The 26,051-nt window shown below is 58.6% G+C and carries 18 protein-coding genes; 9 read left to right on the forward strand and 9 right to left on the reverse strand.

Features of this window, described 5'->3' with window-relative positions:
- Positions 1–11 precede the first annotated feature (11 nt).
- Positions 12–530: a hypothetical protein gene (locus tag IFU29_RS09330; protein ID WP_191933694.1), complete on the forward strand. Its 519-nt coding sequence runs from the start codon at positions 12–14 to the stop codon at positions 528–530.
- A 496-nt stretch (positions 531–1,026) separates the two neighbouring features.
- Here IFU29_RS09330 and malT read toward each other — a convergent pair whose 3' ends face one another.
- Positions 1,027–3,753 carry an HTH-type transcriptional regulator MalT gene (gene malT / locus IFU29_RS09335; RefSeq protein ID WP_191933695.1) on the reverse strand — a complete coding sequence of 909 codons (2,727 nt, stop codon included), beginning with the start codon at positions 3,751–3,753 and terminating at the stop codon, positions 1,027–1,029.
- 323 nt (positions 3,754–4,076) lie between these two features.
- Here malT and malP point away from each other — a divergent pair, with 323 nt between their 5' ends.
- Together malP and malQ are read left to right on the forward strand one after the other, a co-directional pair.
- Positions 4,077–6,479 (forward strand): maltodextrin phosphorylase, encoded by a 2,403-nt coding sequence (gene malP, locus IFU29_RS09340; protein ID WP_191933696.1) that lies wholly within the window; start codon positions 4,077–4,079, stop codon positions 6,477–6,479.
- A gap of 9 nt (positions 6,480–6,488) precedes the next feature.
- Complete coding sequence (gene malQ / locus IFU29_RS09345) at positions 6,489–8,576, forward strand: 4-alpha-glucanotransferase (protein ID WP_191933697.1); 2,088 nt, start codon at positions 6,489–6,491, stop codon at positions 8,574–8,576.
- Between the two features lie 715 nt (positions 8,577–9,291).
- Here the strand turns inward: malQ and malG are convergent.
- The 3 genes from malG to malE form a co-directional block, all read right to left on the reverse strand.
- Positions 9,292–10,182 (reverse strand): maltose ABC transporter permease MalG, encoded by an 891-nt coding sequence (gene malG, locus IFU29_RS09350; RefSeq protein WP_062744382.1) that lies wholly within the window; start codon positions 10,180–10,182, stop codon positions 9,292–9,294.
- A 12-nt stretch (positions 10,183–10,194) separates the two neighbouring features.
- Positions 10,195–11,760: a maltose ABC transporter permease MalF gene (gene malF / locus IFU29_RS09355; RefSeq protein WP_191933698.1), complete on the reverse strand. Its 1,566-nt coding sequence runs from the start codon at positions 11,758–11,760 to the stop codon at positions 10,195–10,197.
- An 88-nt stretch (positions 11,761–11,848) separates the two neighbouring features.
- Positions 11,849–13,063 carry a maltose/maltodextrin ABC transporter substrate-binding protein MalE gene (gene malE, locus IFU29_RS09360; RefSeq protein ID WP_191933699.1) on the reverse strand — a complete coding sequence of 405 codons (1,215 nt, stop codon included), beginning with the start codon at positions 13,061–13,063 and terminating at the stop codon, positions 11,849–11,851.
- Positions 13,064–13,439: 376 nt separating this feature from the next.
- Here malE and malK point away from each other — a divergent pair, with 376 nt between their 5' ends.
- From malK to malM, 3 genes are all read left to right on the forward strand, one after another.
- On the forward strand, positions 13,440–14,549 hold the full coding sequence (gene malK / locus IFU29_RS09365; protein ID WP_062744379.1) for a maltose/maltodextrin ABC transporter ATP-binding protein MalK: 1,110 nt from the start codon (positions 13,440–13,442) through the stop codon (positions 14,547–14,549).
- Between the two features lie 26 nt (positions 14,550–14,575).
- Positions 14,576–15,874, forward strand: a complete 1,299-nt coding sequence (locus IFU29_RS09370; RefSeq protein ID WP_162901007.1) for a maltoporin — start codon at positions 14,576–14,578, stop codon at positions 15,872–15,874.
- 216 nt (positions 15,875–16,090) lie between these two features.
- Complete coding sequence (gene malM, locus IFU29_RS09375; protein ID WP_191933700.1) at positions 16,091–16,972, forward strand: maltose operon protein MalM; 882 nt, start codon at positions 16,091–16,093, stop codon at positions 16,970–16,972.
- A 55-nt stretch (positions 16,973–17,027) separates the two neighbouring features.
- Here the strand turns inward: malM and IFU29_RS09380 are convergent, their stop codons facing one another.
- Positions 17,028–17,840 carry a GNAT family N-acetyltransferase gene (locus IFU29_RS09380; protein ID WP_191933701.1) on the reverse strand — a complete coding sequence of 271 codons (813 nt, stop codon included), beginning with the start codon at positions 17,838–17,840 and terminating at the stop codon, positions 17,028–17,030.
- 206 nt (positions 17,841–18,046) lie between these two features.
- Between IFU29_RS09380 and IFU29_RS09385 the strand changes: the two genes are divergently transcribed.
- The gene (locus IFU29_RS09385; RefSeq protein WP_191933702.1) at positions 18,047–18,604 is read left to right on the forward strand and encodes a YecA/YgfB family protein; all 558 of its coding nucleotides are present in this window, start codon (positions 18,047–18,049) and stop codon (positions 18,602–18,604) included.
- A gap of 46 nt (positions 18,605–18,650) precedes the next feature.
- Here IFU29_RS09385 and nlpA read toward each other — a convergent pair whose 3' ends face one another.
- Together nlpA and IFU29_RS09395 are read right to left on the reverse strand one after the other, a co-directional pair.
- The gene (gene nlpA, locus IFU29_RS09390; RefSeq protein ID WP_423244838.1) at positions 18,651–19,424 is read right to left on the reverse strand and encodes a lipoprotein NlpA; all 774 of its coding nucleotides are present in this window, start codon (positions 19,422–19,424) and stop codon (positions 18,651–18,653) included.
- A gap of 174 nt (positions 19,425–19,598) precedes the next feature.
- Positions 19,599–19,856: a helix-turn-helix transcriptional regulator gene (locus IFU29_RS09395; RefSeq protein ID WP_191933703.1), complete on the reverse strand. Its 258-nt coding sequence runs from the start codon at positions 19,854–19,856 to the stop codon at positions 19,599–19,601.
- A 120-nt stretch (positions 19,857–19,976) separates the two neighbouring features.
- On the opposite strand from IFU29_RS09395, the gene IFU29_RS09400 reads away from it, so the two are divergent.
- Entirely contained in the window at positions 19,977–20,285 is a 309-nt protein-coding gene (locus IFU29_RS09400) for a helix-turn-helix domain-containing protein (RefSeq protein ID WP_191933704.1), read from the forward strand.
- A gap of 148 nt (positions 20,286–20,433) precedes the next feature.
- Here IFU29_RS09400 and ampH read toward each other — a convergent pair whose 3' ends face one another.
- On the reverse strand, positions 20,434–21,609 hold the full coding sequence (gene ampH, locus IFU29_RS09405; RefSeq protein WP_062744372.1) for a D-alanyl-D-alanine-carboxypeptidase/endopeptidase AmpH: 1,176 nt from the start codon (positions 21,607–21,609) through the stop codon (positions 20,434–20,436).
- Between the two features lie 221 nt (positions 21,610–21,830).
- The gene (gene opgB, locus IFU29_RS09410) at positions 21,831–24,131 is read right to left on the reverse strand and encodes a phosphatidylglycerol--membrane-oligosaccharide glycerophosphotransferase (protein WP_191933705.1); all 2,301 of its coding nucleotides are present in this window, start codon (positions 24,129–24,131) and stop codon (positions 21,831–21,833) included.
- A gap of 749 nt (positions 24,132–24,880) precedes the next feature.
- On the opposite strand from opgB, the gene IFU29_RS09415 reads away from it, so the two are divergent.
- The gene (locus tag IFU29_RS09415) at positions 24,881–26,032 is read left to right on the forward strand and encodes a porin (RefSeq protein WP_191933706.1); all 1,152 of its coding nucleotides are present in this window, start codon (positions 24,881–24,883) and stop codon (positions 26,030–26,032) included.
- Positions 26,033–26,051: the final 19 nt, after the last annotated feature.

Here is a 26,051-nt window from a genome sequence, read left to right on the forward strand (position 1 = left end):
GGGATACTCCCGTGAAAGCCTTGCTATATCTCCTCTTTCTCCCGGCCTTCACCTGGGCCGCAATAACCCCCGCAGAGATACAGCACGGTATTCAAAAAGATGGCAACCACGCGTTCGCCCGGAATACTCCCGACGGCGACTGGCGTGAAATACTCAACAATATCTCTGCGGGTAAAGGTGAATGGATCGCGCTGGCACCCGAACTCGCTCCGGTAATGGACAGGCAACACGCGATTCAACTGGGGAAAGCGCTTTACAACGCACTGTTACCGAATGCGAAAGAAACGCTGGCTGTACTGGCTATTCTGGATCAACACCAGCACGCCTATCCTTTTCAGCAGGGCACGGGGACTAGCTGCCTTCCACCGCTGAATAAGGCCGGTGATGCCGTCGAGAACCAATCTGTCTATGAGCAGACCCGGCTGGCGCTGCTGGATGCCGGGCCGCAGGGTGGGGACTGTTTGTGGACGATGGAGGCGCTGGTTGAGGAAGTAAAATCTGTCAGCACAATCCGTGATACGTTACGCTAACTTGACACGAGTAACCGGTTCTCACCGCCGTCCTGGCGGTTCGTCCTGGTTCACTGTGCTTCCTCTGCGCTGCTGAATGCCGCCTCAACGTCAAAATCCAGGTCAAAACCCAAACCGAAAACAACTCAGGATGCGAAGGGGTAGACCCTTTTTTCCGGTCTGCCCGTGATGTTGAGTAGGACGCCAATCCGGAGTTACGGGGCGATCGGAAAAGATGATCGCCCCCTACGAAAGATCGCAATGCAGTCGGGGTTTTAAAATTTACAGCGAGCGCTATCTTGCGGGGAGGGGGCCAGTTTGAGGTAAGCCGGACGTCACGCGACAGGACGTCGCGTACCGAGGCCCGCAGGGATGCGTCTTTTGCCGATCCGGCGTGCTCAAACTGGCCCCGGACCGGTCGCTGAACAGGCAGCCAGTACCAGACCGGTTGCTGAACAGGTAGCCAGTACCAGACCGGTCGCTGAACAGGCAGCCAGTAAAAGCATTTCCGGGGCCCTTACGCCCCGTACCCCATCACCTGCAACAGATGCTGTGCCTGCTGCACCGCTTCCTGACGGTGCGCCACACCCAGCTTCTGATACAGATTACGGATATGGGTTTTAATGGTGGTGGAGGCCACGTCCAGCTCCCCGGCGATCTGGTCGTTGCTGTAGCCGGAGTAAATCAGCCCCAGCACCTGCCATTCACGCTGAGTCAGCGGGCTGGTGCGGATCAGCTCCGGCACCTGCGGATGGGTCAGCAGTTTATTGACAAAACCTTCGTCGAAATGCGCAAACTTATGGCGGTGATGCTGGTTAATCTCGCGCAAAATCTGCTGCGCCCGGCGCTGCTCCAGGTCGGGCAGCAGGTTAAGCTGGATCAGCTGACGCAGCTGCTGCGCCATCATCTCCCCTTCAATGACAAAGTGACTGATAAACCCGGTGCGGTTAGCCAGCCCCAGGGCTTCAATCAGCGCCCGCTGCGCTTCCGCTTTGCGGCCGGTGTGCCAGTAAAGCAGATTACTCAGCAGCAGGTTGCGGTTCAGGTCGCTGGTCAGGCGCAGCTGGCGCGCGTTCTGATTCAGCTCATCCAGCACCACTTCGGCTTCATCAAACTTCTCCAGCATGATCTGCACGCGGGCAATATTGCGCCACTGGCCCTGCTGGAAGTGGTTGTCGGCCATATCCGGCTTACGCGCCTGCTGTAACCACTGGCGCGCCGCCGCTTTATCGCCGGTCATCTGCCAGTAGGTGACGCGCGGCTTATCGGTGTTGGTCAGCCAGTCGATATGATACTGCCCGGTTTTCAGCAGCGCCTCGCAGCGCTGTAAATGGTGGTGAGCATTGTCCAGCTGGCCGCGTGCCAGCGAACACTTGGCCAGCATCGCCAGGCACTGCAGCTGCTGCTGCGGCTGGAAGTTGGTGAGGATCTCCAGCCCCTGGCGTGCGGCGTCTTCGGCATCGTCCAGCCGTGACCACGACCACAGCAGCTGGGAGCGCAGGCGCAGCAAAAACTCGTGCATCGGCAGCTGTTCCAGATGCTGCTCACGCACCAGCTCAAACGCGCGCTCCTGCATCTCAAACGCGGCCTGCAAAAAGCCCTGGGCAATCAGGATCTCGCTCTGCTGAAGCAGCGCCCACAGCGCGTAGTGATAGGCTTCGTGGCGGCGGGCAATCTGCTCCGTCTGCTGCATCAGCGGCAGGGCGCGGGCCAGGTCACCCTTGCAGTGCTGGATCTCGCCGGTGACGGAGGTGGCCACAATGCGGCTGTAAAAACTCTCGTAGGGCAGAAAACGCAGCGCCTCGGCGGCCAGCTGTTCGGCCTCGTCCTGGCGACCGTCGTTAATGGCGACCTGCGCGCGCAGCGCGTTAAACTCGGCGTTCAGATCCTGATCCATCACGATATCCCGCTTCTGCATCTCACTTTCTGCCTGCGCCAGCAGCGTGTCCACCTCGGCGTAGCGGTGCTGGCTCTGGGCCAGCCACGCCTGCAGCAGCACCAGCCTGGGGCTCTGGATCAGGCGGTCGTAAGGCAGGGCGGCCAGGCACTCTTCCAGCAGGGCCAGCTCGCTCTGGTTGAACAGCGACCAGGCGTGCTGCAGCATAATATCGCGCAGCATATCAATATCATCCGCCCCCAGGGCGTGGTGGATCGCCTCCGCCGGGAACCCCTGCGCCAGCCAGCCTTCGGCGGCGGCGCGGTGGATGGCGGGCAGCTCCGCCGCCAGCTCCCACTGACAGCGCTGGCGCAGGAAGCTGGCAAACAGCGGATGGAAGTTAAACCACTCTCCGGTGTCATCCATGCGGTGGATAAACAGGCCCTGGCGTTCGAGCTCCTCCAGCCGCTGCTGGCCGTTGCCGTCGCCGGTCAGGCGCACAATCAGCGCATCATTCATCGAGCGCAGCAGCGAGCAGCGCAGCAGAAAATCCCGCGTCGGGGTATCCACGCGATCCAGAACTTCATCCACCAGATAGTCGGACAGATGGCTGGCGTTCAGCCCCGCCAGCTTACGCGCAGACTGCTGGGTGGACTGGCGCGACGGCGTGCTGGACTGGCGGGCGGACAGGGCGATCAGCTGCAGGGCGGTGGCCCAGCCGGCCACGTCGTCACACAGGCGGCTGCTGTCGACCTGGTCAATCGGATCCTTCAGGCGGTTGTCGAAAAACTGCTGTGTCTCCGGGTGGGTAAACGCCAGATGCGCGGCGTTCAGCTCCAGCAGCTGCTCACGCACGCGCAGGTTGGCAATGCCGAGCGGCGGCAGGGTGCGGGACAGCACCACCAGCGACAGGTTCTCCGGCTGGTGCCGCAGGAAGAAGCGCATCCCATCGTGGATCGCTTCGTTAGAAATCAGATGATAATCATCAATCACCAGCAGCAGCGGGCGGTGCCAGTCGGAAAGCTCGACAAACAGCTGTGCAAACAGCGCGGGCAGGCTGGCGTACTGATGCTTCTGGCTGAGGGCCTCGCTTTTGCCGCAGTGGCCGCCGCAGGCCTGCTGGATAGCAGCGATCAGATAGCTGGCAAAACGCTCCGGCAGGTTGTCGCTTTCATCAAGAGAATACCAGCCCAGATCGCTCTTACCCGCCGCCCAGTGGGCCACCAGCGTCGTCTTACCGTAGCCCGCCGGGCTGGCAACCAGGGTCAGACGATAGTGGGGGGCCGCCGAAAGCTTCGTCAGCAGTCGGTCGCGAACCACGGTATTTTGCTGCCGCACCGGGCGGCTCAGTTTTGATGGGATCAGCATTTTTTTCGATTCTTTTGACGGTAGTCAGGGGGACGTAATCTTTATTTCGCAGCGCGTAATTAATCACTTTTTCTAAAGTCCTCCTTTGAAACATCGAATGCAACAATGTTACGTATTTACATGCCGTTAACTTGCTCTGCATCACATTTCTAAAGACAAATTTTTGACCCCCTCCCCCTGACCGCCCGTCTCCTCCGGCTACGCCCCGTTTCTCCTCCCTGCCTAATCGCTGGCGGGAGGATGCCGCCCCGCGCTGAAGGTTGCAGCATAGCGCTTAATAACACTCCACTTTTCCTACAGATTCCCGAATAAAGAGGCATGTGATGCAGGTGACTTTAGATAAAACGCAGTTTATCGCCGCGCTAAAACGCCAGTGGCAGGGGTTCGGCTTACAGCAGGCACAGGATATGACGCCGCACCAGTGGTGGCAGGCAACCAGCGCGGCGCTGTCAGAGCAGCTGAACGCACAGCCCGCACCCGCAGCGACGCCGCACCCGCAGCGTCATGTGAACTATATTTCGATGGAGTTTCTGATTGGCCGCCTGACCGCCAACAATCTGATTAACCTCGGCTGGTATGACACGGTCAGCCAGGCGCTGCAGGAGCAGGGCGTGGCGCTGGCCGACGTGCTGGAGCAGGAGACCGACCCGGCGCTGGGCAACGGCGGTCTGGGCCGCCTGGCGGCCTGTTTCCTCGATTCGATGGCCACCGTCGGACAGCCCGCCACCGGTTACGGCTTAAATTACCAGTACGGCTTGTTCCGCCAGTCCTTTGAGGCCGGGCAGCAGCAGGAGGCCCCGGATAACTGGCAGCGCGAAAGCTATCCGTGGTTCAGCCACAACAGTGCGCTGTCGGTGGACGTCGCCTTTGGCGGTAAGCTGGTGAAGGATGCACAGGGCGCAGAGCAGTGGCAGCCGGCGTTCACGCTGCGCGGCGAAGCCTGGGACCTGCCGGTCGTCGGCTACCAGAATGGCGTCACCCAGCCGCTGCGCCTGTGGCAGGCCACCGACGTGCATCCGTTCGACCTGGCGCTGTTTAACGACGGCGCGTTCCTCAGGGCAGAGCAGAAGGGCATCGACGCCGCGAAGCTGACCAAAGTGCTCTACCCGAACGACAACCACGACGCTGGCAAGCGCCTGCGCCTGATGCAGCAGTATTTCCAGTGCGCGTGCTCGGTGGCGGACATTCTGCGCCGCCATCACTTCCTTGGCCGCAAAATCCAGGATCTGCCCGACTATGAGGTGATCCAGCTGAACGACACCCATCCGACCATCGCCATCCCGGAGCTGCTGCGCATCCTGCTTGACGAGCATCAGCTGGAATGGGACGCGGCCTGGCGTATCGTGCAGAAAACCTTTGCCTACACCAACCACACGCTGATGCCGGAAGCACTGGAGTGCTGGGATGAAAGGCTGGTACGCAGCCTGCTGCCGCGTCACTTTTCGCTAATCAAAGCCATTAACGCCCGTTTCCGTAAGGTCGTCGATAAACAGTGGCCGGGCGACAAAGCGGTGTGGGAAAAGCTCTCGGTGCATCAGAACCGCCAGGTGCGCATGGCCAACCTGTGCGTGGTCAGCGGCTTTGCGGTGAACGGCGTCGCGGCGCTGCACTCCGGGCTGGTGGTGAAGGATCTGTTCCCGGAATATCACCAGCTGTGGCCGACTAAATTCCACAACGTCACTAACGGTATCACCCCGCGCCGCTGGTTAAAGCAGTGCAATCCGGCGCTCTCAGCGCTGATCGATGACACGCTGAAAACCGAATGGGTGACGGATCTCGATGCGCTGCAGGGGCTGGAAGCATCGCTGGATGATACGGCGTTCTGCCAGCGCTATCAGCAGATTAAGCGTGACAACAAAATCCGGCTGGCGGCGTACGTAAAGCAGGTCACCGGGCTGACGCTGAACCCGGAGGCGATCTTCGACGTGCAGATCAAACGTCTGCACGAGTACAAACGTCAGCATCTCAACCTGTTGCATATTCTGTCGCTCTACCGCCAGCTGCGCGATAACCCGGAAATGGATCTGGTGCCGCGCGTGTTCCTGTTCGGTGCTAAAGCGGCACCGGGCTACTACCTGGCGAAAAACATCATTTATGCCATCAACCAGGTGGCGGAAAAGGTCAATAACGACCCGCTGGTACGTGACCGCCTGAAAGTGGTGTTTATCCCGGATTACCGCGTGTCGGTGGCCGAACTGATGATCCCCGCGGCGGACGTCTCCGAGCAGATCTCCACGGCCGGTAAAGAAGCCTCCGGCACCGGCAACATGAAGCTGGCGCTCAACGGCGCGATGACCGTCGGCACGCTCGACGGGGCCAACGTCGAAATCGCCGAGCAGGTAGGCGAAGACAATATCTTCATCTTCGGGAACACCGTCGATCAGGTCAAAGCGCTGCTGGCGAAAGGCTACGATCCGCGGGCCCTGCGCAAAAAAGATAAGCATCTGGACAGCATTCTGAAAGAGCTGGAAAACGGCTTCTTCAGCAACGGGGATAAAACGGCCTTCAGCCTGATGCTCGACAGCCTGCTCGGCGGCGGCGACCCGTACCTGGTGCTGGCGGACTTTGCGGATTACTGCTCCGCACAGCGCAAGGTCGATCTCCTGTTCCGCGATCGCGACGCGTGGACGCGCAAAACTATCCTCAACACCGCCCGCGTCGGCATGTTCAGCTCTGATCGCGCCATTCGCGACTATCAGCAGCGTATCTGGCAGGCGAAACGCTAAGGGGTCCGCATGGAGAACAACACACTGGAGCAGGCGGCCAGGGAGGCGGGGATCGCCGCCGGTTTTATCAATGCGCACGGCCAGCAGCAGGCGATAGCGGCGGAAACGAAGCGTGAGCTGTTAACGGCGATGGGCTGGACGGTGGCGGGGCGCAGGCCCGCCACCCCGGTGCCGGGGGTCAAAGTCTTTGTTGCCGGGCAGCGCCTGGCGCTGCCGGTGGAAGGAGACGGGGAATACCTGTGGACGCTGCAGCTGGAGAGCGGTGCCACGCAGCGCGGGCGCATCAGCGGTAAAATGACGCTGGCGCTGGCGGGGAAAATTCCGCCCGGCTACCACCAGCTGACCCTGGCGCAGGGGGGGGATGAGTGGCAGTGCCGGGTGATTGTCGCCCCAAAACGCTGCTATGAACCGGATGACCTGTTGGCCGGGAAAAAGCTGTGGGGAACCTGCGTACAGCTGTATACGCTGCGGTCGGACAGCAACTGGGGCATCGGCGATTTTGGCGACCTGAATCTGCTGTTGAAGAACATTGCTGAACGCGGCGGGGCCTTCGTCGGGTTGAACCCAATCCACGCGCTCTATCCGGCCAATCCGGCGGCGGCCAGCCCTTACAGCCCGTCATCGCGCCGCTGGCTGAACGTCGTGTATATCGACGTCGGCGCGGTGGATGATTTCCGGCAGAGCGACGCGGCGCAGCGCTGGTGGCAGCAGCCTGATACCCAGCAGCGATTAAAAGCCGCCCGTGCCAGTGACGAGGTGGATTATGCCAGCGTGGTGCCGCTCAAGCTGGAAGGGCTGCGGCTGGCCTATGCGCATTTTCTCGGGCGTAAGCCGCAGGATGCGCAGGTCAGAGCGCTGGCCAGCTTTACCCGCGAGGGCGGGGAGAGCCTCTGGCTGCAGGCCGCGTTCGACGCGCTGTACGCCCACCTGGCGCAGGAGAACGGTAAAGGGGTGGGCTGGAACCAGTGGCCCGAACAGTATCACGACGCCCGCGGCCCGGCGGTACGGGCGTTCTGCGAGCAGCACGCGCAGGAGGTGGCGTTTTATCTCTGGCTGCAGTGGCTGGCGGAAACCCAGTTCGCCAGGTGTTATCACACCAGCCAGCAGCAGGCGATGCCGATGGGGCTGTACCGCGATCTGGCGGTCGGCGTGGTCGGCGGCGGGGCGGAAACCTGGAGCGATGGCGACCTGTACTGCCTGAAAGCTTCGGTGGGTGCGCCGCCGGATATTCTCGGCCCGCTGGGCCAGAACTGGGATCTGCGGCCGATGGATCCGCATGTGATGGTGAAGCGCGGCTATCAGCCGTTTATTGATCTGCTGCGGGCCAATATGACCAGCTGCGGGGCGCTGCGTATCGATCATGTGATGGCGCTGCTGCGCCTGTGGTGGATCCCGGCGGGAGAGACGGCGGATAAGGGGGCCTACGTACACTATCCGGTGGACGATCTGCTGGCGATCCTCGCGCTGGAGAGCCAGCGCCATCGCTGCATGGTGATCGGTGAAGATCTGGGGACGGTGCCGGTGGAGATCGTCAGCAAGCTGCGCGAAGGCGGAGTTTACTCTTACAAGGTGCTCTATTTTGAGCGCGATGAGGAGAATAACTTCCGTGCGCCGCAGTCCTATCCGGTGCAGGCGATGGCGACCATCACCACGCACGATCTGCCCACGCTGCGCGGCTACTGGCAGGCGGACGATCTGGCCCTGGGGAAAACGCTTGGCCTGTATCGTGATGACAGCGTCCTGCAGGAGCTGTATCTCGACCGCGCCCGCGCGCGTCAGGGGCTGCTGGACGGGCTGCATCACTACGGCTGTATTCCACAGAAAACCGGCCGCCATGCTGAACTGATGGCGATGACGCCGGTGATTAACCGCGGGTTGCAGCGCTATGTGGCCGACAGCGCCTGCGCGCTGCTGGGCCTTCAGCCGGAGGACTGGCTGGATATGGCCACCCCGGTGAACGTGCCGGGCACCAGCGATGAGTATCCCAACTGGCGGCGTAAGCTCTCGCACACGCTGGAGGAAATGTTCGCTGACGATCGGGTTAATAAGCTGATCAAGGATCTTGATAAACGGCGGCGCAGGGTGTCGGTGAGCTGAGGTCAACGCAGTGAAAAAAGGGTTTCTGCCGGTGGGGGGAAACCCTTTTTTGTTGGGTAAAAATCATCAGAATCAACAGCCTGTGGTAAGCCGTCCAGTTCGGGGGAAAGAGGGGCATCCCCTCAAGGATCTCCAGAAAGATTTTATTGCTGGATGAATAGTGAATGGGCTGGGGCCAGTCTGAGCACGCCGGACCGGCAAAAGACACATCCCTGCGGGCCTCGACACGCACCCTCCCTGGTGCGTGACGTCCGGCTTACCTCAAACTGGCCCCATCCTGTTAAACAATCGTGCCCGCTGTGATTTTTTAAAACCGCTACGCCCATGTCAGCAGGTGAAGGAGGAAGGGCTGATTGCAGCAGGCTGCCGGCCAGGGAAGGCCGGCCGCCAGGCCACAGGGACGTGTTTATGCCGTTGCAGCAAGCAGCCCTTCCTCCGAAAACCAGGTATACCGCGCCTCTCGCGACAACGCCCTGGCCGTGTTCCGGGGGGACCTCAGTGGCTGAACGCCTCAGCCCATACGTCGTACATTCAACTGGCAACAGCATGTCTGGGAATTCCGCAGCGCTACATCCGGCAGCCATTTTGGTCTGTATAGAGAGCATTCGTAGCGTCAGATTTTGACATAAAAAAGGGCGGCTTATTCAGCCGCCCAGGACACAGGGAAAAGTACTACACCCGTTACCGGGATAACGCGCAAAAATATCGCTATAAACTAACCCTTCACCCCGCCGGCCGTCAGGCCACCCACCAGCCAGCGCTGGGCGATGAGGAACACCGCCGTAATCGGAATAGCAGAGAGGATCGCGGCGGCGGCGAAGTCACCCCACAGGTAGTTCTGCGGGTTCAGATACTGCTGCATTCCCACCGCCAGCGTATAGCTGTTCACATCGCGCAACAGCAGAGAGGCCACCGGCACCTCGGTGATGGCGGCGATAAAGGAGAGGATAAACACCACCGCCAGAATCGGCACTGACAGCGGCAGCAGCACCAGACGGAACGCCTGCCACGGCGACGCACCGTCCAGCGCGGCGGCTTCTTCCAGCGAGCTGTCGATGGTTTCGAAATAGCCTTTTATCGTCCATACGTGCAGGGCGATACCGCCCATATAGGCGAAGATCACCCCGCCGTGGGTGTTCAGCCCGAGGAACGGGATGTAAATACCCAGGCGGTCAAACAGGGCGTAGAGCGCCACCAGCGACAGTACCGCCGGGAACATCTGGAAGATCAGCATCCCTTTCAGCAGCGAACTTTTGCCACGAAACTTCATGCGGGCAAAAGCATAGGCGCAGGTGGTGGACAGTGCCACGATGCCCACGGCGGTGATCCCGGCGATCTTGATCGAGTTCCACAGCCACAGCAGCACCGGGAACGGCGGCGGCGTCAGGCTGCCGTCGCTGTTGGTTACGCTGATCCCCAGCGCCAGCTTCCAGTGATCCCACGACACCTGATCCGGGATCAGGCTCCCCGTGGCAAAGTTACCCGGCCGCAGCGAGATGGTGAACACCATCAGCAGCGGGAACAGGATCAGCGCCAGAAAACTCAGCAGTAACAGGTGCGTCACCAGCAGTCTGACTTTTTGCGACCTCGGTTTTACCATCGGCATTGTTGTTACTCCCTAGTCGAATTTCATACGTGAGGCTTTCAGGTTGACGACAGCCAGCGCGCCGACCAGCAGAAAGATCAGCGTGGCAATCGCCGCCGCCAGCCCGAAGTCCTGCCCGCCGCCGCCCTCAAAGGCGATGCGATAGGTGTAGCTCACCAGCAGGTCGGTATGCCCGGCAGGCGTGGTGGTGCCCAGCATGTCCGGCCCGCCGTTGGTCAGTAGCTGGATCAGCACGAAGTTATTAAAGTTGAAGGCAAAGCTGGCGATCATCAGCGGCGTCAGCGGTTTGATCAGCAACGGCAGCGTGATGCGGAAGAAGTTCTGCATCGGGGTCGCGCCGTCCATGGCCGACGCTTCGTAGAGATCGTCCGGGATCGCCTTCAGCAGGCCCATGCACAGGATCATCATGTAGGGATACCCCAGCCAGGTATTGACGATGATGATCATGCTCTTCGCCGTCCAGGGATCGCTGAACCACGCCGGTTTAATCCCAAACAGCGCGTTGAGCATCAGGTTGATCTCCCCGAAGCTCTGGTTAAACAGCCCTTTGAAGATCAGGATGGAAATAAACGCCGGGACGGCGTAGGGCAGGATCAGCAGGATACGGTACGCCGCTTTGCCTTTCAGCTCCTCCCACTGCACCACGCAGGCCAGCACCATGCCGACGGCAACGGTCAGCACCACGGTGAGCAGCGCAAAAATCACCGTCCAGACAAAGATAGACAGGAAGGGTTTCTGAATGCCGTCATCGTGCAGCACGCGCAGGAAGTTGTCCCAGCCGATGCCAACGGTAAAGCCGGGGCTGAGTTTTTCTGCCTGCCATTCTCCCCCGGCGTTCACCGCCTGATAAAAACCGCTCGCCATATTCGGCCGGTAGACCACGCCGGATTGGGCATCGGTCAGCTGCTGGTTCTCTTTATTCAACTGATAGAGCGGCTGCGTGCCGGAAAACTGGCGCAGGGAGCTCATGCGCAGGATGCTGCCGTCCGGCAGGGCGGCCTGCAGTTTGCCCAGCGCCTGGCGGTTCTGCGTCACCACGCGCAGCCCGGCTTTTTCCCCGGTGGGGGCCGCCTGCGGCGTCAGGTGCAGCGTCTTCGCGTCAGAGGCATCAAAGGCGAAAGGCGGGGAAACCAGCACCTCGCCGCTGTCCGGGGAGGTCAGCGTCAGCTGCCAGCGGTCGCCGGACGGGTAGAGGGCAAAATTCAGCGCCTTGCCGCCCTGGAACTCACGGCCCATCAGCACCGACTGCGCACGTTCAAACGTCAGCTGGTTGGTGCTGCTGTAGTTGGTAAAGGCAATGGCGATGGTGCAGACCAGCGGGAACAGGACGAATAACGCCATGCCGGCCAGGCCGGGGTAAACATAGCGCCATGAGTAGGCACGGCGGTTTCCGTAGATATACAGGCCGGTACTGGCGAGGATCAGGGCCAGAACGGCAAACAGATATTCACCCTGCGCATACATCAGCACGATCAGATAACCGGTTAAGCAGGCAAGCAGGCCGATGGCCAGCCATTTCAGCGCATGACTCAACGGCCGTTTTTTTTCAGCGGTCAGACCGGTTTGGGCTACTGGCATAGGGGCTATCCTTGTAGGAACGATGGGGAGCCCGCAGGCTCCGCACCGTTTATTTCATTACCTCAACGGCATCAGTCAGTTAACGTATTTATTTGGTAATGCGCGACTCGACGTCTTTCAGCGCCTGCGGCACGGTCTGCCGGCCATTCACCGCATTGATAATCGCGCTGCGCTCGGCATACCAGAACGCGCTCATCTGCGGGATGTTCGGCATGATTTCACCGTTTTTCGAGTTCGCCATGGTGGCGGCGATGCGCGGATCTTTCTCCAGTTTTTCCTGGTACGATTTCAGCGCAACCGCGCCCAGCGGTTTGTCTTTGTTGACGTCGCCCAGGCCCGCGTCGGTGATCAGGTAGTTTTCCAGGAACTCTTTTGCCAGCTCTTTGTTCGGGCTGGCGGCGTTAATCCCGGCAGTCAGCACGCCGACGAACGGCTTAGACGGTTTGCCGTGGAAGGTGGGCAGCAGCGCCACGCCGTAGTTGATTTTGCTCTTGTCGAGGTTTGACCATGCCCACGGCCCGTCGATGGTCATCGCGGTCTGGCCCTTGTTAAAGGCGGCTTCAGCGATGGAGTAGTCGGTGTCGGCATTAATGTGTTTGTTTTTCACCAGGTCGATAATGAACTGCAAGCCAGCGCGGGAGCCGTCGTTATTCACCCCGGTGTCTTTGATGTTGTATTTTCCGTTTTCATACTTGTACGCATAACCGCCGTCGGCGGCGATGATCGGCCAGGTAAAGTAGGGTTCCTGTAGGTTCCACATGATGGCGCTTTTGCCTTTGGCACGCAGCGCGGTGTCCAGCGCCGGGATCTCTTCCCAGGTTTTCGGCGCGTCTTTAATCAGGTCTTTGTTGTAAATCAGCGACAGTGCTTCCACCGCGACCGGATAGCCGATCAGCTTGCCGTTGAAGGTGACCGCGTCCCAGGTGAACGGGAACAGTTTGTCTTTAAACGCCTGATCCGGGCTGACTTCTGCCAGCAGGCCGGACTGGGCATAACCGCCAAAGCGGTCGTGCGCCCAGAAAATAATGTCAGGGCCGCCGCCGGTGGCCGCCACCTGCGGGTATTTTTCTTCCAGCTTGTCCGGGTGTTCTACCGTGACTTTAATGCCGGTGTCTTTTTCGAATTTCTTACCGACTTCCGCCAGGCCGTTATAGCCTTTATCCCCATTGATCCAGATGACCAGCTTCCCTTCTTCTATTTTGGCAAAGGCAGAAGAGGACAGCACCATGGACGCAAGCGCGGAGAGGGCCAGGGCATGTTGAACGACTTTTTTAATGGAAGGAGCCTTAATGCTGAGAGTCATAATCCAATCCTTTTATTCTCTGTTAGGAGCCGGTCATGCTGATGTCACAGACGGGATGACAGGGTACCGCGTCAGTGTGGATTCAACCCGGCCTGGCTTCATCATCCCCCCCTCTACGCCCCCGGCTCTCAGAGTGTGATCCCACCGACACTCTCAGGCGTTATGTGCTTTACCGCTCAACAATCCCCTTCATTTTTTGCAACCCCGATCACGAATTTGCAGGTTGTTGTGAACTTTCAGCCGCAGGCCGGGTGCCCGCGTCCTCCCTGCGTCTCCCCCGTGAAAAACTTTGTTACGGATGATTACGCTTAACCGCTATTCCTTCACTCTTCGTTGCATCGAGTTTTCTCGCAGGATTCAGGTACAGGAGTTCAGGATGGCGAGCGTTTCCCTTAACAGCGTGTACAAGGCCTTTGGTAAGACGGTGATTTCCAGCGACATCAATCTGGACATCCAGGAAGGCGAATTCGTGGTGTTTGTCGGCCCTTCCGGCTGCGGTAAGTCAACGTTGCTGCGGATGATTGCCGGTCTGGAAGACATCACCTCCGGTGAGTTGAAAATTGGCGATAAGCGCATGAACGAGGTACCGCCCGCAGAGCGTGGGATCGGCATGGTGTTCCAGTCCTATGCGCTGTATCCCCACCTGTCGGTGGCTGAGAACATGTCGTTCGGGCTGAAGCTGGCCGGGACGAAGAAAGCTGAAATCAGTCAGCGGGTGAACCAGGTCTCCGAGGTGCTGCAGCTGGCGCACCTGCTGGAGCGCCGTCCGAAAGCCCTGTCGGGCGGGCAGCGTCAGCGCGTGGCGATTGGCCGCACGCTGGTGGCGGAACCGACGGTCTTCCTGCTGGATGAACCGCTGTCTAATCTTGATGCCGCGTTGCGCGTACAGATGCGCATTGAGATCTCCCGTCTGCATAAGCGCCTGAAGCGCACCATGATTTACGTTACCCACGACCAGGTGGAAGCGATGACGCTGGCCGACAAAATCGTGGTGCTCGACGCCGGGCACATCGCCCAGGTCGGCAAACCGCTTGAACTGTATCACTACCCCGCCAACCGCTTTGTCGCCGGGTTTATCGGCTCGCCAAAAATGAATTTCCTGCCGGTCAAAGTCACCGGTGTGGAACCGCAGCGCGTGCAGGTAGAGCTGCCCAACCGTCAGCAGGTCTGGCTGCCGGTGGAAGGCACCGACGTGATCGTCGGCAGCAATCTGTCGCTGGGGGTGCGCCCCGAACATCTGCTGCCGGGCGACATCGCTGAAGTGACGCTGTCCGGTGAGGTTCAGGTGGTAGAGCAGCTGGGTAACGAAACCCAGATTCATATCCAAATTCCGGCTATCCGTCAGAACCTGGTGTACCGCCAGAACGACGTGGTGCTGGTAGAAGAAGGTGCAACATTCGCCATCGGTTTGCCGCCACACCGCTGCCATCTGTTCCGCGAAGATGGAACAGCATGTCGCCGGTTACACCCCGAACCCGGCGTTTGAAAGCACGCGATCCCCTACAGGAGAAAATGATGATAACAATGCGTAGTGCTTCCCTGTCGCTGGCAGTGGCTGCCGGTATCCTTTCTGCACAAGCGATGGCGGTTGATTTTACCGGCTATGCCCGTTCCGGGATTGGCTGGTCAGGCAGCGGCGGCGAGCAGCAGTGCTTCAAAGCCACCGGTGCCGACAGCAAATACCGTCTGGGTAACGAGTGTGAAACCTATGCCGAATTAAAGCTGGGTCAGGAAGTGTGGAAGGAAGGCGATAAGAGCTTCTACTTTGATACTAACGTCGCCTATTCCGTGTCGCAGCAGAACGACTGGGAGTCAACCGATCCGGCTTTCCGTGAGGCCAACGTGAAGGGGAAAAACCTGATCGAATGGCTGCCGGGGGCGACAATGTGGGCCGGTAAGCGCTTCTATCAGCGTCATGACGTGCATATGATCGACTTCTACTACTGGGATATCTCGGGCCCGGGTGCCGGTCTGGAGGATATCGACCTGGGCTTCGGTAAGCTGTCACTGGCTGCCACACGTAATACCGAAAGCGGCGGATCGTTCGGCTATATCGCCGACCAGCGTAATGAAGTCGCCACCTCCAACGATGTGTTCGACGTGCGTCTGGCCGGGCTGAACACCAACCCGGGCGGTGTGCTGGAGCTGGGTGTGGACTACGGCCGTGCCAATGCGCGCGATGGCTACTCGCTGGCTGACGATGCCACCAAAGACGGCTGGCTGCTGACGGCGGAGCACACGCAGAGCATTTATAACGGCTTCAACAAGTTTGTGGTGCAGTATGCCGCTGACGCCATGACCGATCCGGGTCAGGGCGCGGCCAATGGCCATTCCAACGGTTCGGCGATCAACAACAACGGCAGCATGGTGCGCGTGCTCGACCACGGTGCCATTGATTTCAACGACACCTGGAGCCTGATGTATGTCGGCATGTACCAGGACGTTGACCGTGACAACAACAACGGCACCACCTGGTACACCGTGGGTATGCGCCCGATGTACAAATGGACGCCGATCATGAGCACCCTGCTGGAAGTGGGCTATGACAACGTCAAGTCCCAGCGTACCGGCGACCGCAACGGCCAGTACAAAGTCACCCTGGCCCAGCAGTGGCAGGCAGGCAGCAGTATCTGGTCGCGTCCGGCCATCCGCGTGTTCGCCACCTATGCGAACTGGGATGAGAAGTGGGGCTACGACACGGATACCGGCACCAGCAACGGCTTAGCCATGAATGACACCAGCGCCCGTACGTTCAGCCGTGGTAATGACGATGAAGTGACGTTTGGCGCGCAGATGGAAGTCTGGTGGTAACTTTTTCCTTCCTGTTTCGCGCTGCTGATGCGTTGGCTGCGCGGCCTCGCCCCGGTCACGTAGTGGTCTACGCTCCCGGGGACTTGGCCACTTGCCGCCTTCCAGCAACACGAAACAGTTTGGAAAAAGCTGTGTTTAACATGAGCTAAGAAGTGCTGGCTGGCGGTATATCAGTGGATAACCGCCAGCCTTTAGCGTGATCAAAAGGAAATAACGATGAGAAAAAATCTGCTGTCACTGTGTCTGTCGCTGAGCCTGCTGGCGGCGTCGCCTGCCGTAGTGTTTGCCGCGCAGCATGATGCCAATACCGCCCCGGCGATCGCGCGTGACACCCTGCACCATCTTTCATGGACGCCGCTGGTACCACCGGTGACGCAGGATGTGACGCTGGGAACCGCCAGCGCAAAGATTAATCAGGGTGATATTCAGGGGGCTGTGGCGGCTTTTGCGCTGCCTGCCGACCGGGGATCGCTTGAGATCACGCTGACCAGTATTGCCACCGGTAAAACGGTGTATGCCCCGAATGTGTTAGTGCTGGATGAGCAGATGCGTCCGGCAGCCTTTTACCCTTCCAGCTATTTCCCGTACCAGCCGCCGGGCATCGTTTCCAGCGATCGTCTGGAGGGCACCCTGAAACTGACCCCTGCGCTGGGCCAGAAACAGATCTTCCTGCTGGTGTATACCACGCGTCAGGATCTGGCGGGGAGTACGCAGATGGTGAACCCGGCGAAAGCCTATGCGGCGGGCGTGGGTAACGCCGTGCCGGATATCCCGGATCCGGTGGCGCGCCATACGCCGACCGGTACGTTAAGCCTGAAAGTCACCGCCGAGCAGAAAACCGGCAACGTGATGATTGGCCAGATCTTCCCGGCAGCAGCACCGGCTGCCGCACCGGTGGTGGTGGGCAGTCACACGCCGCCAGCGCCGGCGAAACCGGCGGAGCCGATGCTCGACGATTCCGAAAGCTATTTTAATGATGCGATTAAGAAAGCGGTGAAGGCGGGCAACGTGGATAAGGCGCTGAAGCTGCTGGACGAAGCGGAACGCCTCGGGTCGAAAACGGCACGGCAAACCTTTATTGACAGCGTGAAACGCTGATAGCCATTAAGCCGCCGCCCCTCGCGGTGTGTGAGGGGCACAGGCCCGTGCGGGTTTACCGGCTTAAACACATCTCATACTGCGTCAGCGCCATCGGTTCAAAGCCGGCCCTGTGGAACAGGGGAGCCAGCCTTTGCGGTACCGCCACGGGTGTGCGGATCCCCGGATAATGCGCGCCAATGCGGGCCAGCAGATCGCTGCCCAGTCCCTGACGGCGACAGGCCGGATCAACAAAAAGATAACGCAGCTGTGGCGTCCCCGTCAGCCGGTCGATCACCCCCCACGCAGTCTGCCCGTTGCCCACGACCTCACAGGGCAGCGCCGGGAACGCGTGCGGATCAAGCAGCCACGGTGTCTCCTCCTGCGGGGCACGCCAGATGGCGCGCAATAATGCAGCGGTAGGCGTGTGCTCAAGAGGGGGGGCAGAGCCGGGCAAAGCGCCTGGCCCGGAAAACCCCAGCAGCGTCTGTGTAATGCGAAAGCCCAGCGTCTCATAAAGCGCGATCGCCGCCGTATTACCTCCGATGACCTCCAGCCAGACTGGCCCGATATGCTCCGCCGCCAGCCGGGACAGCACTGCCGTCATCATCGGCTTTGCCCGCCCCTGACCGCGAAAGTCCGGGTTCAGCGCAAAGGCCGCAATCCTTGCCTCACGGCCGCGCGTGGCGATCAGGACGATGGCCACGGGCGTCTCCCCCTGCATCCAGACGCCGGAGTGAAGAAAATTCAGCCCTTCAGCGCCAAAGCGCGTGGCAAAATAGTCCGGCGTGACCGACAGCGGCACCACGTACTGCTGAAAGCAGGTATTCATGATGTCACTGAGCTGCACGATGCTGAAGTGAAGCGCAGGAACAAAGACAGATGACATAGTCAGACTCCGTTGTCGTGATGGCTACTGGCTGAAGCCATCTCCGTGATCAGTATTCAGCGCGGGCTGCCGCTGAAGCCCGGTAAGCTTACCGCTGAATGAAATAGTATGTCACGACGGTGGCTTTTTCCCCGTCAGACTACCAGAATAGCCTCATAAACCGGTAAACGCCGGGTGAAAACGGATATAAGCAGCGAGGTAACACCATGCAACAAGGCCCTCTGACCGAAGCAGAACTGGAATGGCTGGACGATATTTTAATGAAGTACGGCAGTGAGGCGTCGGTGGTGGATGCTTCTGAGCTGGATGGCCTGTTCACGGCGATCCTCTCCGGCCCGGTGCTGGTGGAGCCTCAGCAGTGGCTGCCGGTGATCTGGGGCGGGGAAGAGAACGATCCTGAGTGGGAATCGGACGAAGAGTTTGAACAGTTTATGGATCTGCTCGCCCAGCATATGAATGACATTGCCGATCGCCTCAGTGATTACCCGGATCAGTTCGAACCGCTGTTCGGCCTCAATACCGTGGAGGATCAGGAGTTCACCGTGGTGGAAGACTGGTGCTTCGGCTACATGAAAGGCGTGGCGCTGGGAGACTGGTCATCACTGCCAGTGGCCCTGCAGCCTGAGCTGGCGACGATCGCGCTGCATGGCAACGAGGAAAACCTCGCCCGCCTGGAGAAGCTGACGCCGGAAGAGTACGAGCAGAGTATTGAGGCGATCCGTACGGCGGCCATCAGCCTGCATGCCAAATGGCTGCTGCACTAAACCCCGGCCAGCCGCGCGCTGACGCGCGTGGCTGACCCTTCACCGGTTACCAGCCCGGTACGGCCCCACCGTTAAAGATAGTCTCTGCCGCAGTGGCCACTTCAGGCGACTGGTACGATTTAACAAAGTCGCGCACGTTGGCGGCGTCTTTATTCTCCTCGCGGGTGACGATGATATTGACGTACGGCGACTGTTTATCTTCGATAAACACGCTGTCGCGTACCGGATTCAGCCCCGTCTGTTGCAGATAGGTGGTGCTGATAATCGCCACCGTCACCTGCGCATCATCCAGCACGCGCGGCAGCTGCGCCCCTTCCATCTCCATAATTTTCAGCCGCTTCGGGTTGGCGATAATATCGACCGCCGTCGGCAGCAGACCGGTATTGGCCCTGAGCATAATCAGCTTCTCTTTCTGCAGCAGCAGCAGGGCGCGGCCCAGGTTGGTTGGGTCGTTAGGGATGGCAATGGTGGCCCCGTCTTTTAATTCGCTGACCTGTTTAATCTTTTTGGAATAGCCCGCCATCGGGAACACGAAGGTGTTGGCGACGGCCACCAGCGTCGTGCCTTTGGCTTTGTTGTCCTGCTCCAGGAAAGGACGATGCTGGAAGACGTTGGCATCCAGATCGCCGTGCGCCGTCGGGTCGTTCGGCAGCAGCGATCCGCTGAACCCGACCAGCTCCACCTCCAGGCCGTACTTCTCCTTCGCCACCTTTTTCGCCACTTCGGCCACATCCTGCTCGGCACCATTGATCACCCCGACCTTAATATGGTGGGCATCGTCATGTTTCTGGTCGCAGCCAGCAAGCAGGATCGCCATCATCAGCGCGGCGGATTTCAGGGTACGGCCCAGGGGGTGTTTCACATTATTTTCCTTAATTTCAATAAGCTGGAAGCCTATCAAACAACCGCAAATCGCTGGCGGAGTCAACATTGCCGCTTATGATAAAAAGGGTGGCGTTATAATCAGAGGTTGTAAGGCAGGGCGGGGCGGGAATTACGCTTTTTTGCTCTCAGCATGCCACAGGCAGATCTGAACGGCCAGCTCATCTTCCAGGGTATAGAAAAAGCAGGCGGGAACATCCAGCACTTCCGCCAGACGGCACACCAGTTCGAAGTCCGGGACATGGATACCACGCTCATATTGATTCATCCGTGCGCTGGCGGTCGCTTCGTCAATCCCCGCCAAGACCCCAAGCTTTTGTTGTGATATTCCTTTCTTCACCCGGGCTTCTTTTAAACGATGTGGCAGCATGTCGATCCTGATTTGTGAGCAATTAACAGGATTCTCTAAGCTGCCCGTGTAAAATGTACTAAGTATTACTTAGTATTGGATTTGCACGATATCAGACCTGGAAAACAAGCAGAGGAAGGCATGAAGAAAAAAACTGATATGCACCCCGCCGATATTGTCGCGGCGATGAAAAAGCGACAAACCTCTCTGGCCGAGCTGTCACGCAGAGTGGGGTTAAGTTCCGGCACGCTGGCAAACGCCCTGAAAAGGCCCTGGCCAAAGGGGGAGTTTATTATTGCCACCGCGCTGGGAATGCACCCTTCGGAGATTTGGCCCAGCCGCTATTTCGATAAGCGTGGCAAACTGCTGGCCCGCGAACAGCTGCTGCGGCGCACCCGCCAGCGCGAGACTGAACCGCAGGCCCCGGAGGGTGGGGAACGCACGGCCTGAGTGATCCCGGCGTGTCAGGGACAGATCGTATCGGACGGTTTATCAGCCAGCGAACGGCGGGCATACCGCCGCCTGGCTGTGTCGCCAGGAGCAGAAAGCCGACTCAGCCCCTGGCCTGCGGTGGTTGCCTGCCAGGGGAGGGGAAGGATCAGTTGGCCATAATGCTGGCGGCCAGCTGAGCACTGCCTGAGGTATTGCCGATCAGTTCGGTCAGCAGGTTATTCACGCCGTCGCTCATCGGTGTAAAGCGTGTCTCCGGTGAGCGGGCGACCACGATAAACACGCCGACGCTGTACTGCGGCACCATCGCCATATAGGTGATGAAGCCGCCACCGCCGCCGGTTTTTTCAATAATGCCCGGACGGCCGTCGCGCGGGGCCATATACACCCAGCCCATGCCCAGCGCATCAGCGCGCCCGGGCACGTCCATCCCATCCACTTTGGTGAGCTGACTGCGCTGATAAATCATCGTCTGCAGACGGTCGGCCTGTGCGCTGCGGCTGTTAACGTCCGAGGCAAGGAACTGCTGCATCCAGCGGCCCATATCATCCGGCGTGGAGTAAACGCCGCCGCTGCCGATAGCGGCCAGCGAGTTATTGCACGGGCTTGGGCTTTTGGCCGGGATCATCAGGCGGCGACACTGGTCCGGTGAGGGCGTAAAGGTGGTGTCCTTCATGCCCAGCGGTCGGGTGACCAGCTCCTGTAACAGCGCGGGATAGGGTTTGCCCCCGGCGCGGGCCAGCGCATCGCCCAGCAGGTCAAACGCCAGATTGGAGTAGCCTGCGCGCTGTCCCGGTGCCCATTTCAGCTGGGCGCTGCGCAGCCAGTTCCAGCGCTGGCTGTTGGTCGGCCAGGTAAAGACCGCCCGGTTCGCTTTGCCTCCCGGCTGCTCGCGCGGCAGGGCGCTGGTGTGGGTCGCCAGGTTGATCAGGCGGATTGGCTGGCCGTTATACTCGGGTACGCGACTGCCCGGCGGGGCATATTTGCTCAGGGGGTCGTTCAGCTTCAGACGACCCTGCTCAGACAGTTTCACCATCACTTCGCTGGTCATCAGCTTGCTGAGGGAGGCGATGCGCACCAGGGAGTCTTTTTGCGGACGCTGCTGGCTTCCGGGGCGAACGGTGCCCCGGCTGACGAAAATGCGCTGATTGGCATCAATCGCCACCATCGCCATGCCGCTGGCCTTGGTGTTATAGAAGATGTTGTCGGCGTACCGTTCAACGGTCTGTGACGCCATCAGCGGGTCAGGCTTTGGCTGTGCCTGGCTTTGCAGTGGCAGTGCCAGTGCAGGGAGCAGCAGTAAAGCATAGAGCGGAGATTTCAACGGGCAGGCATCCCTGTAAAGTAAATAGATAACCACTTTATACTCGTCATACTTCGGGTGGCATGTGCGTTAACTGCGCTCGCTGATCCCCGTCACAGGGTTAGCCGTGCTGACGGGGATCGCCGGGCATGAGCACCTGACTGCAAGCCGAATTATTCAGAATACATAGTAGATTTTCTGATTTTAACTGCAAGTCTTTCCGGTGGAGAAAATGTGCCCCATCAGGGCTGCGGGGCGACCCGCAGGCTGACCAGACCCACGCCCAGTTTTCGGGCGGCAAAACCGTCCGTCAGTCCGAGGCTGGACTCCTCAGGCTCCGGCGGCACGATGATAATCGATCGCGCATGGCCGGGATTGCTCACCTGCAACGTCAGCGTGCTGTCCTGCTCGCCAAACGTCACCTGCTGCTGCCAGTCGCCGACCTTTATTGTCACCGGGCGCAGCGCATTGGGGCCATAGGCCCGGGCGGTCAGCGTCAGCGTAAAGTCGGCAGGCAGCGGTTCCAGGTACTGTACGGTCACCTGTGGCAGCAGATTGGCGTCTGACCAGCGTCCCCACGGTTCAACATAGGAGAGGCCGGACACCTTTTGCACCTGCTGCGGCAGGCCTGGCAGATTAAACAGCACTGTGTCAGAGCGGTACTTCAGGTCAGTATCGGCAATCTTCAGCCGCGTAACGCTGCGCTGATACTGCTCATCGTCCTGCGCGGCGCTGGTCTTTGGCGGGAAGACAATCTTCCCCGGTGTATTCCCCGGCTGGACCCGGGAAATGACCGGTGAGGCGTTCAGCGTGCCGTTAGCCACACACAGTCCGTTATCCATCGCCAGCTTGTCATCCCACACGCTGCCTATTTTGTAGCAGCGGTCAATCCAGACAAACTTCTCGTCGGGCGCAAACTTCGCCAGCTGCTGCTTCAGCGGCGTGGCAAGCCAGGCGTCCAGCTTCGGTTCAATCTTACCCGGCGTCACGGACAGCAGCAGCGGCAGCTTAAAGTGGGAGCCGGAGAAGCTGAAGAGGTTTTTATCCGTATCAATTTTGTAGTCAGAGATGCTCTTCGGGAAGTTCCACAGCTGGATGACGTCGGGCTTCCACTCGGTGATCTTCTCTTTAATATTCAGATAGGTTGCAGAGAGCGAGGTGGAGGAGAGGCTGCTGCGGCCGAGGCCGATAAAATTATCGCCGCCCATCGCATCGAGTACGGTAGCACCGTTATCCAGCGTGCTGCGCTTGACGTTGAGCACCCGGCTGCTGACATCATCGCCGCGCAGCATAAAGAACAGGTCGCGACGATCGTGCTGATTCAGGTATTTAAACGCCGTGTTGTTCATCGCCAGATGATCGGAGCTGACGACAATAATGGTGTTTTTAAAGTACGGCGTGGCGCGGATTTTTTCGATCAGCGCCGCAATATGCTCCTGACCGCACGCCACGGCGGCGAAAGATTTATTGTCTTTGCCTTCAAAGGGATAAGATTTGCGCTGGCAGCTGCGTGAAATAAACCCGTCGGGATGATGCGTGTCGACTGTCAGGGCAAACAGTGAAAACGGCTGATTCTTCTTCGCCAGCTCCAGATATTTCTCGAAGACCAGCTCCAGCACTGTATCGTCGTACCAGCCCCAGTCGTTACGATATTTAGGATCTTTCACGATGCTTTTCAGCTCGTTAAAGCCGTAGGCATGGTCAAAGCCGTGGGAGGAGAGGAACAGATCCTTACCGGCAAAGCTCAGGCTCGCCCCCTGGTAGAAGTAGTTCTGATAACCGGAGGACTTCAGAATATCGCCCAGGCAGATATTCTGCGGATAGAAGGAGGAGAGTGAACTGGAAGCGTTGCCGTCAAATGGCGCAAACAGCGGAATACCACACTGCGACGCCACCATGCCGGCAATGGTGTATTCGGTGCCGGGAAGCTGCTCGGTGTTACTGAAGTCCACCGCATTGTTTTTGATCGCACTCAGCTCCGGGGCCAGCTTCGGGAAGGCCTTGTCGTCAAAATAGGTACGTTCCAGGCTCTCCGCATAGATATAGACCAGGTTTGGCCGATCGCCCCGCAAGGTTTTCCCCGGCACCTTGTAGTGGGCGTCAAAGTCCGAATCCCCTTTAGCGATCTGCGATTTAATCAGCGCCGCCACCTGCTGATAGGCTGGGGTGGTTTTGATCGAGGCCAGCGCCAGTATCAGTGCCAGGGCACTGTATAATTGACTGTAGTCGTGGCTTTTCCGCAGGCGTAATACCCAGGATAATAAAAGAAACAGCAGAAATAAACCTGTTATCAGCGCAGCGGCTGGCAGAATATACTTTTGCAGTCCGGCACCGCTCAGGCTGCTGGTAATGGTATAAATCACCGCATCATTAATTCCTTCGCCGGTAAAATAGTTACTCGCCAGCAGCGAAGCATTGAGGATGATATAGATGCCCAGCAACAGCAGCACGGCAATAAACCACAGCTTATGACGCCCTGCCTTCCATGTGTACAGTGACGCTGAAGCGATAAAAAACAGTAACGAAACCCATTCTGAAACCATTAGATCGATCTTACCCTGTCTGTGACGCAATCCCTGTCAGGTGTCTGCGAGGTGAAAATAAGGAATGTAATCAGGTAACTTAACGCAGCAAATTATCCCTGGCAACATTCAGAGGCGACAGAGAAAAGTGAGACTGGGGCGATCTGCTTCATCGCCGTTTAATCTTTGTTTAGATTGGCGGGCTGAAAGCGGCCTGGCCGCGCGGTCATTAACGCGGGCCGACAGCCGGAAACCCGCATGACGGGCGGCGTGGCCGCAGGGGCAGGCGGGATCGGCAGGCCAGGCTCACTGCCGGGGGGATGAAAAAAACCACGTGGCAAGTAAACTGCGCTAATGTATTTTACTGCGCCAGAATAATGCTGAAATTCAGATTTGGCTCACACAAAGGGGCGGGTGGAAATCGGGGGCCCATCAGGATGAAAGCGACGGGATCGTTCATGCCGCCAGCACGTGCAGTATAAAGAGTGAAAAATGCGCTATATTGACTTTATCAGGCTGCCTAAAAAGAGCCTTATCCCTGCCCCGCGTTGCCCGCTGTCAATCAGATGTGTCCGGCACTTTTTTATAAAACCCACAAAATAAAGCACAATATGATTAATAGTGTAAATAAATACATTCATTGAAATATTTACTTAATCTATTTTGGCAATAAACAGCACAAAACCTTATCCCCATAACGCCTTTTTTAGCGACGTTCAGGATACTATTTTTCCTGCTATTTATTTGACTATATTACGCAGGGATTCTAAATGTTAACAAAAATGCGCGTTTTAACTCAGGCCATTGGCCTGGGGCTGATTATTGGCAGTACTTCGTTTGCTGCCCAGGCTGAAATTACCCTGTTAAAACAGGATCCTCAGGCGGGTGATCCGTTAAGCCGCCTGAACTTTACCGTGGGCGGGAGTATTCGCCCTCAGTTCAATAATATGACCGGCGACGGGGATAAAGGTTCCTACAAACGTAATGGTTTTGATGGCGGTACCCGTTTCCGCTTTGCCGCAGACTATTATCTTTTTGATGATATTAGCTGGATCAGTTATTACGAACTGGGTGTGAATATCCCGGCGGTATTTAGCTGGGATAATCATCATGCAGACGGGGCAAATAACACCTCCCGCCGTATGTTATATACCGGTCTGAAAAGTAATACCTGGGGGCAGCTGACCTTCGGCCAGCAGAACAGCGTGTATTATGACGTGGTGGGAGCGAAAACCGATATCTGGGATTATGACATGCTTGGCCAGGCTCCGGGTAACGGCATCAACGGTGATTACGACGGCTCCTACCGTGGCCGCAAAATGCTGAAATATAAAAATACCTTCGGCGACGCGGATGTTTACGCGTCTTACCTGTTCTCTGACGGCGAGTATTTACCGGGCAACGGCCTGCGCTACAAGCGTCAGGGCGGCGGGTCTCTGGGTGTGGATTACCACATCACCAAAGACCTGACGTGGGGCACCGCGTGGAACTATACCCGCGCTGAGATGCGCAACCCGGGTAACGGCGATGACAAAACCTACGATCAGAATATCGTGGGGACGGCGTTAAGCTGGAAACCGGATAACTGGACCTTCACCGTCGGGGGCGGCTGGTACGATAACTTCCTCACCACCAAAAAAGTGGATGTGGATAACTACTTCTCCGGGAATGCCTGGGGGGTGGAATACCTGGCGGGCTATACCGTGCCGGTCGGCGCTTATGGCCTGACCTCCGTCATGCCTTACGTGATGGGCGACCGTATGCAGTATGTAACCGGGCGTGATTACCAGCGTATCGATAACGGCGTGGGCGTCACCCTGAAGCTGGACTACGGTTTCCGTGTGGATTACGAACACGTGTTTACCTCCAGCACCGACGACCTGGGCGATATGAATCTGGTGCGTCTGCGCTACGATTTCTGATCACCAACGAACGACTCCC

The sequence above is a fragment of the Erwinia persicina genome (assembly GCF_014838825.1).
GTDB classification, from domain to species: Bacteria; Pseudomonadota; Gammaproteobacteria; order Enterobacterales; family Enterobacteriaceae; genus Erwinia; species Erwinia persicina_A.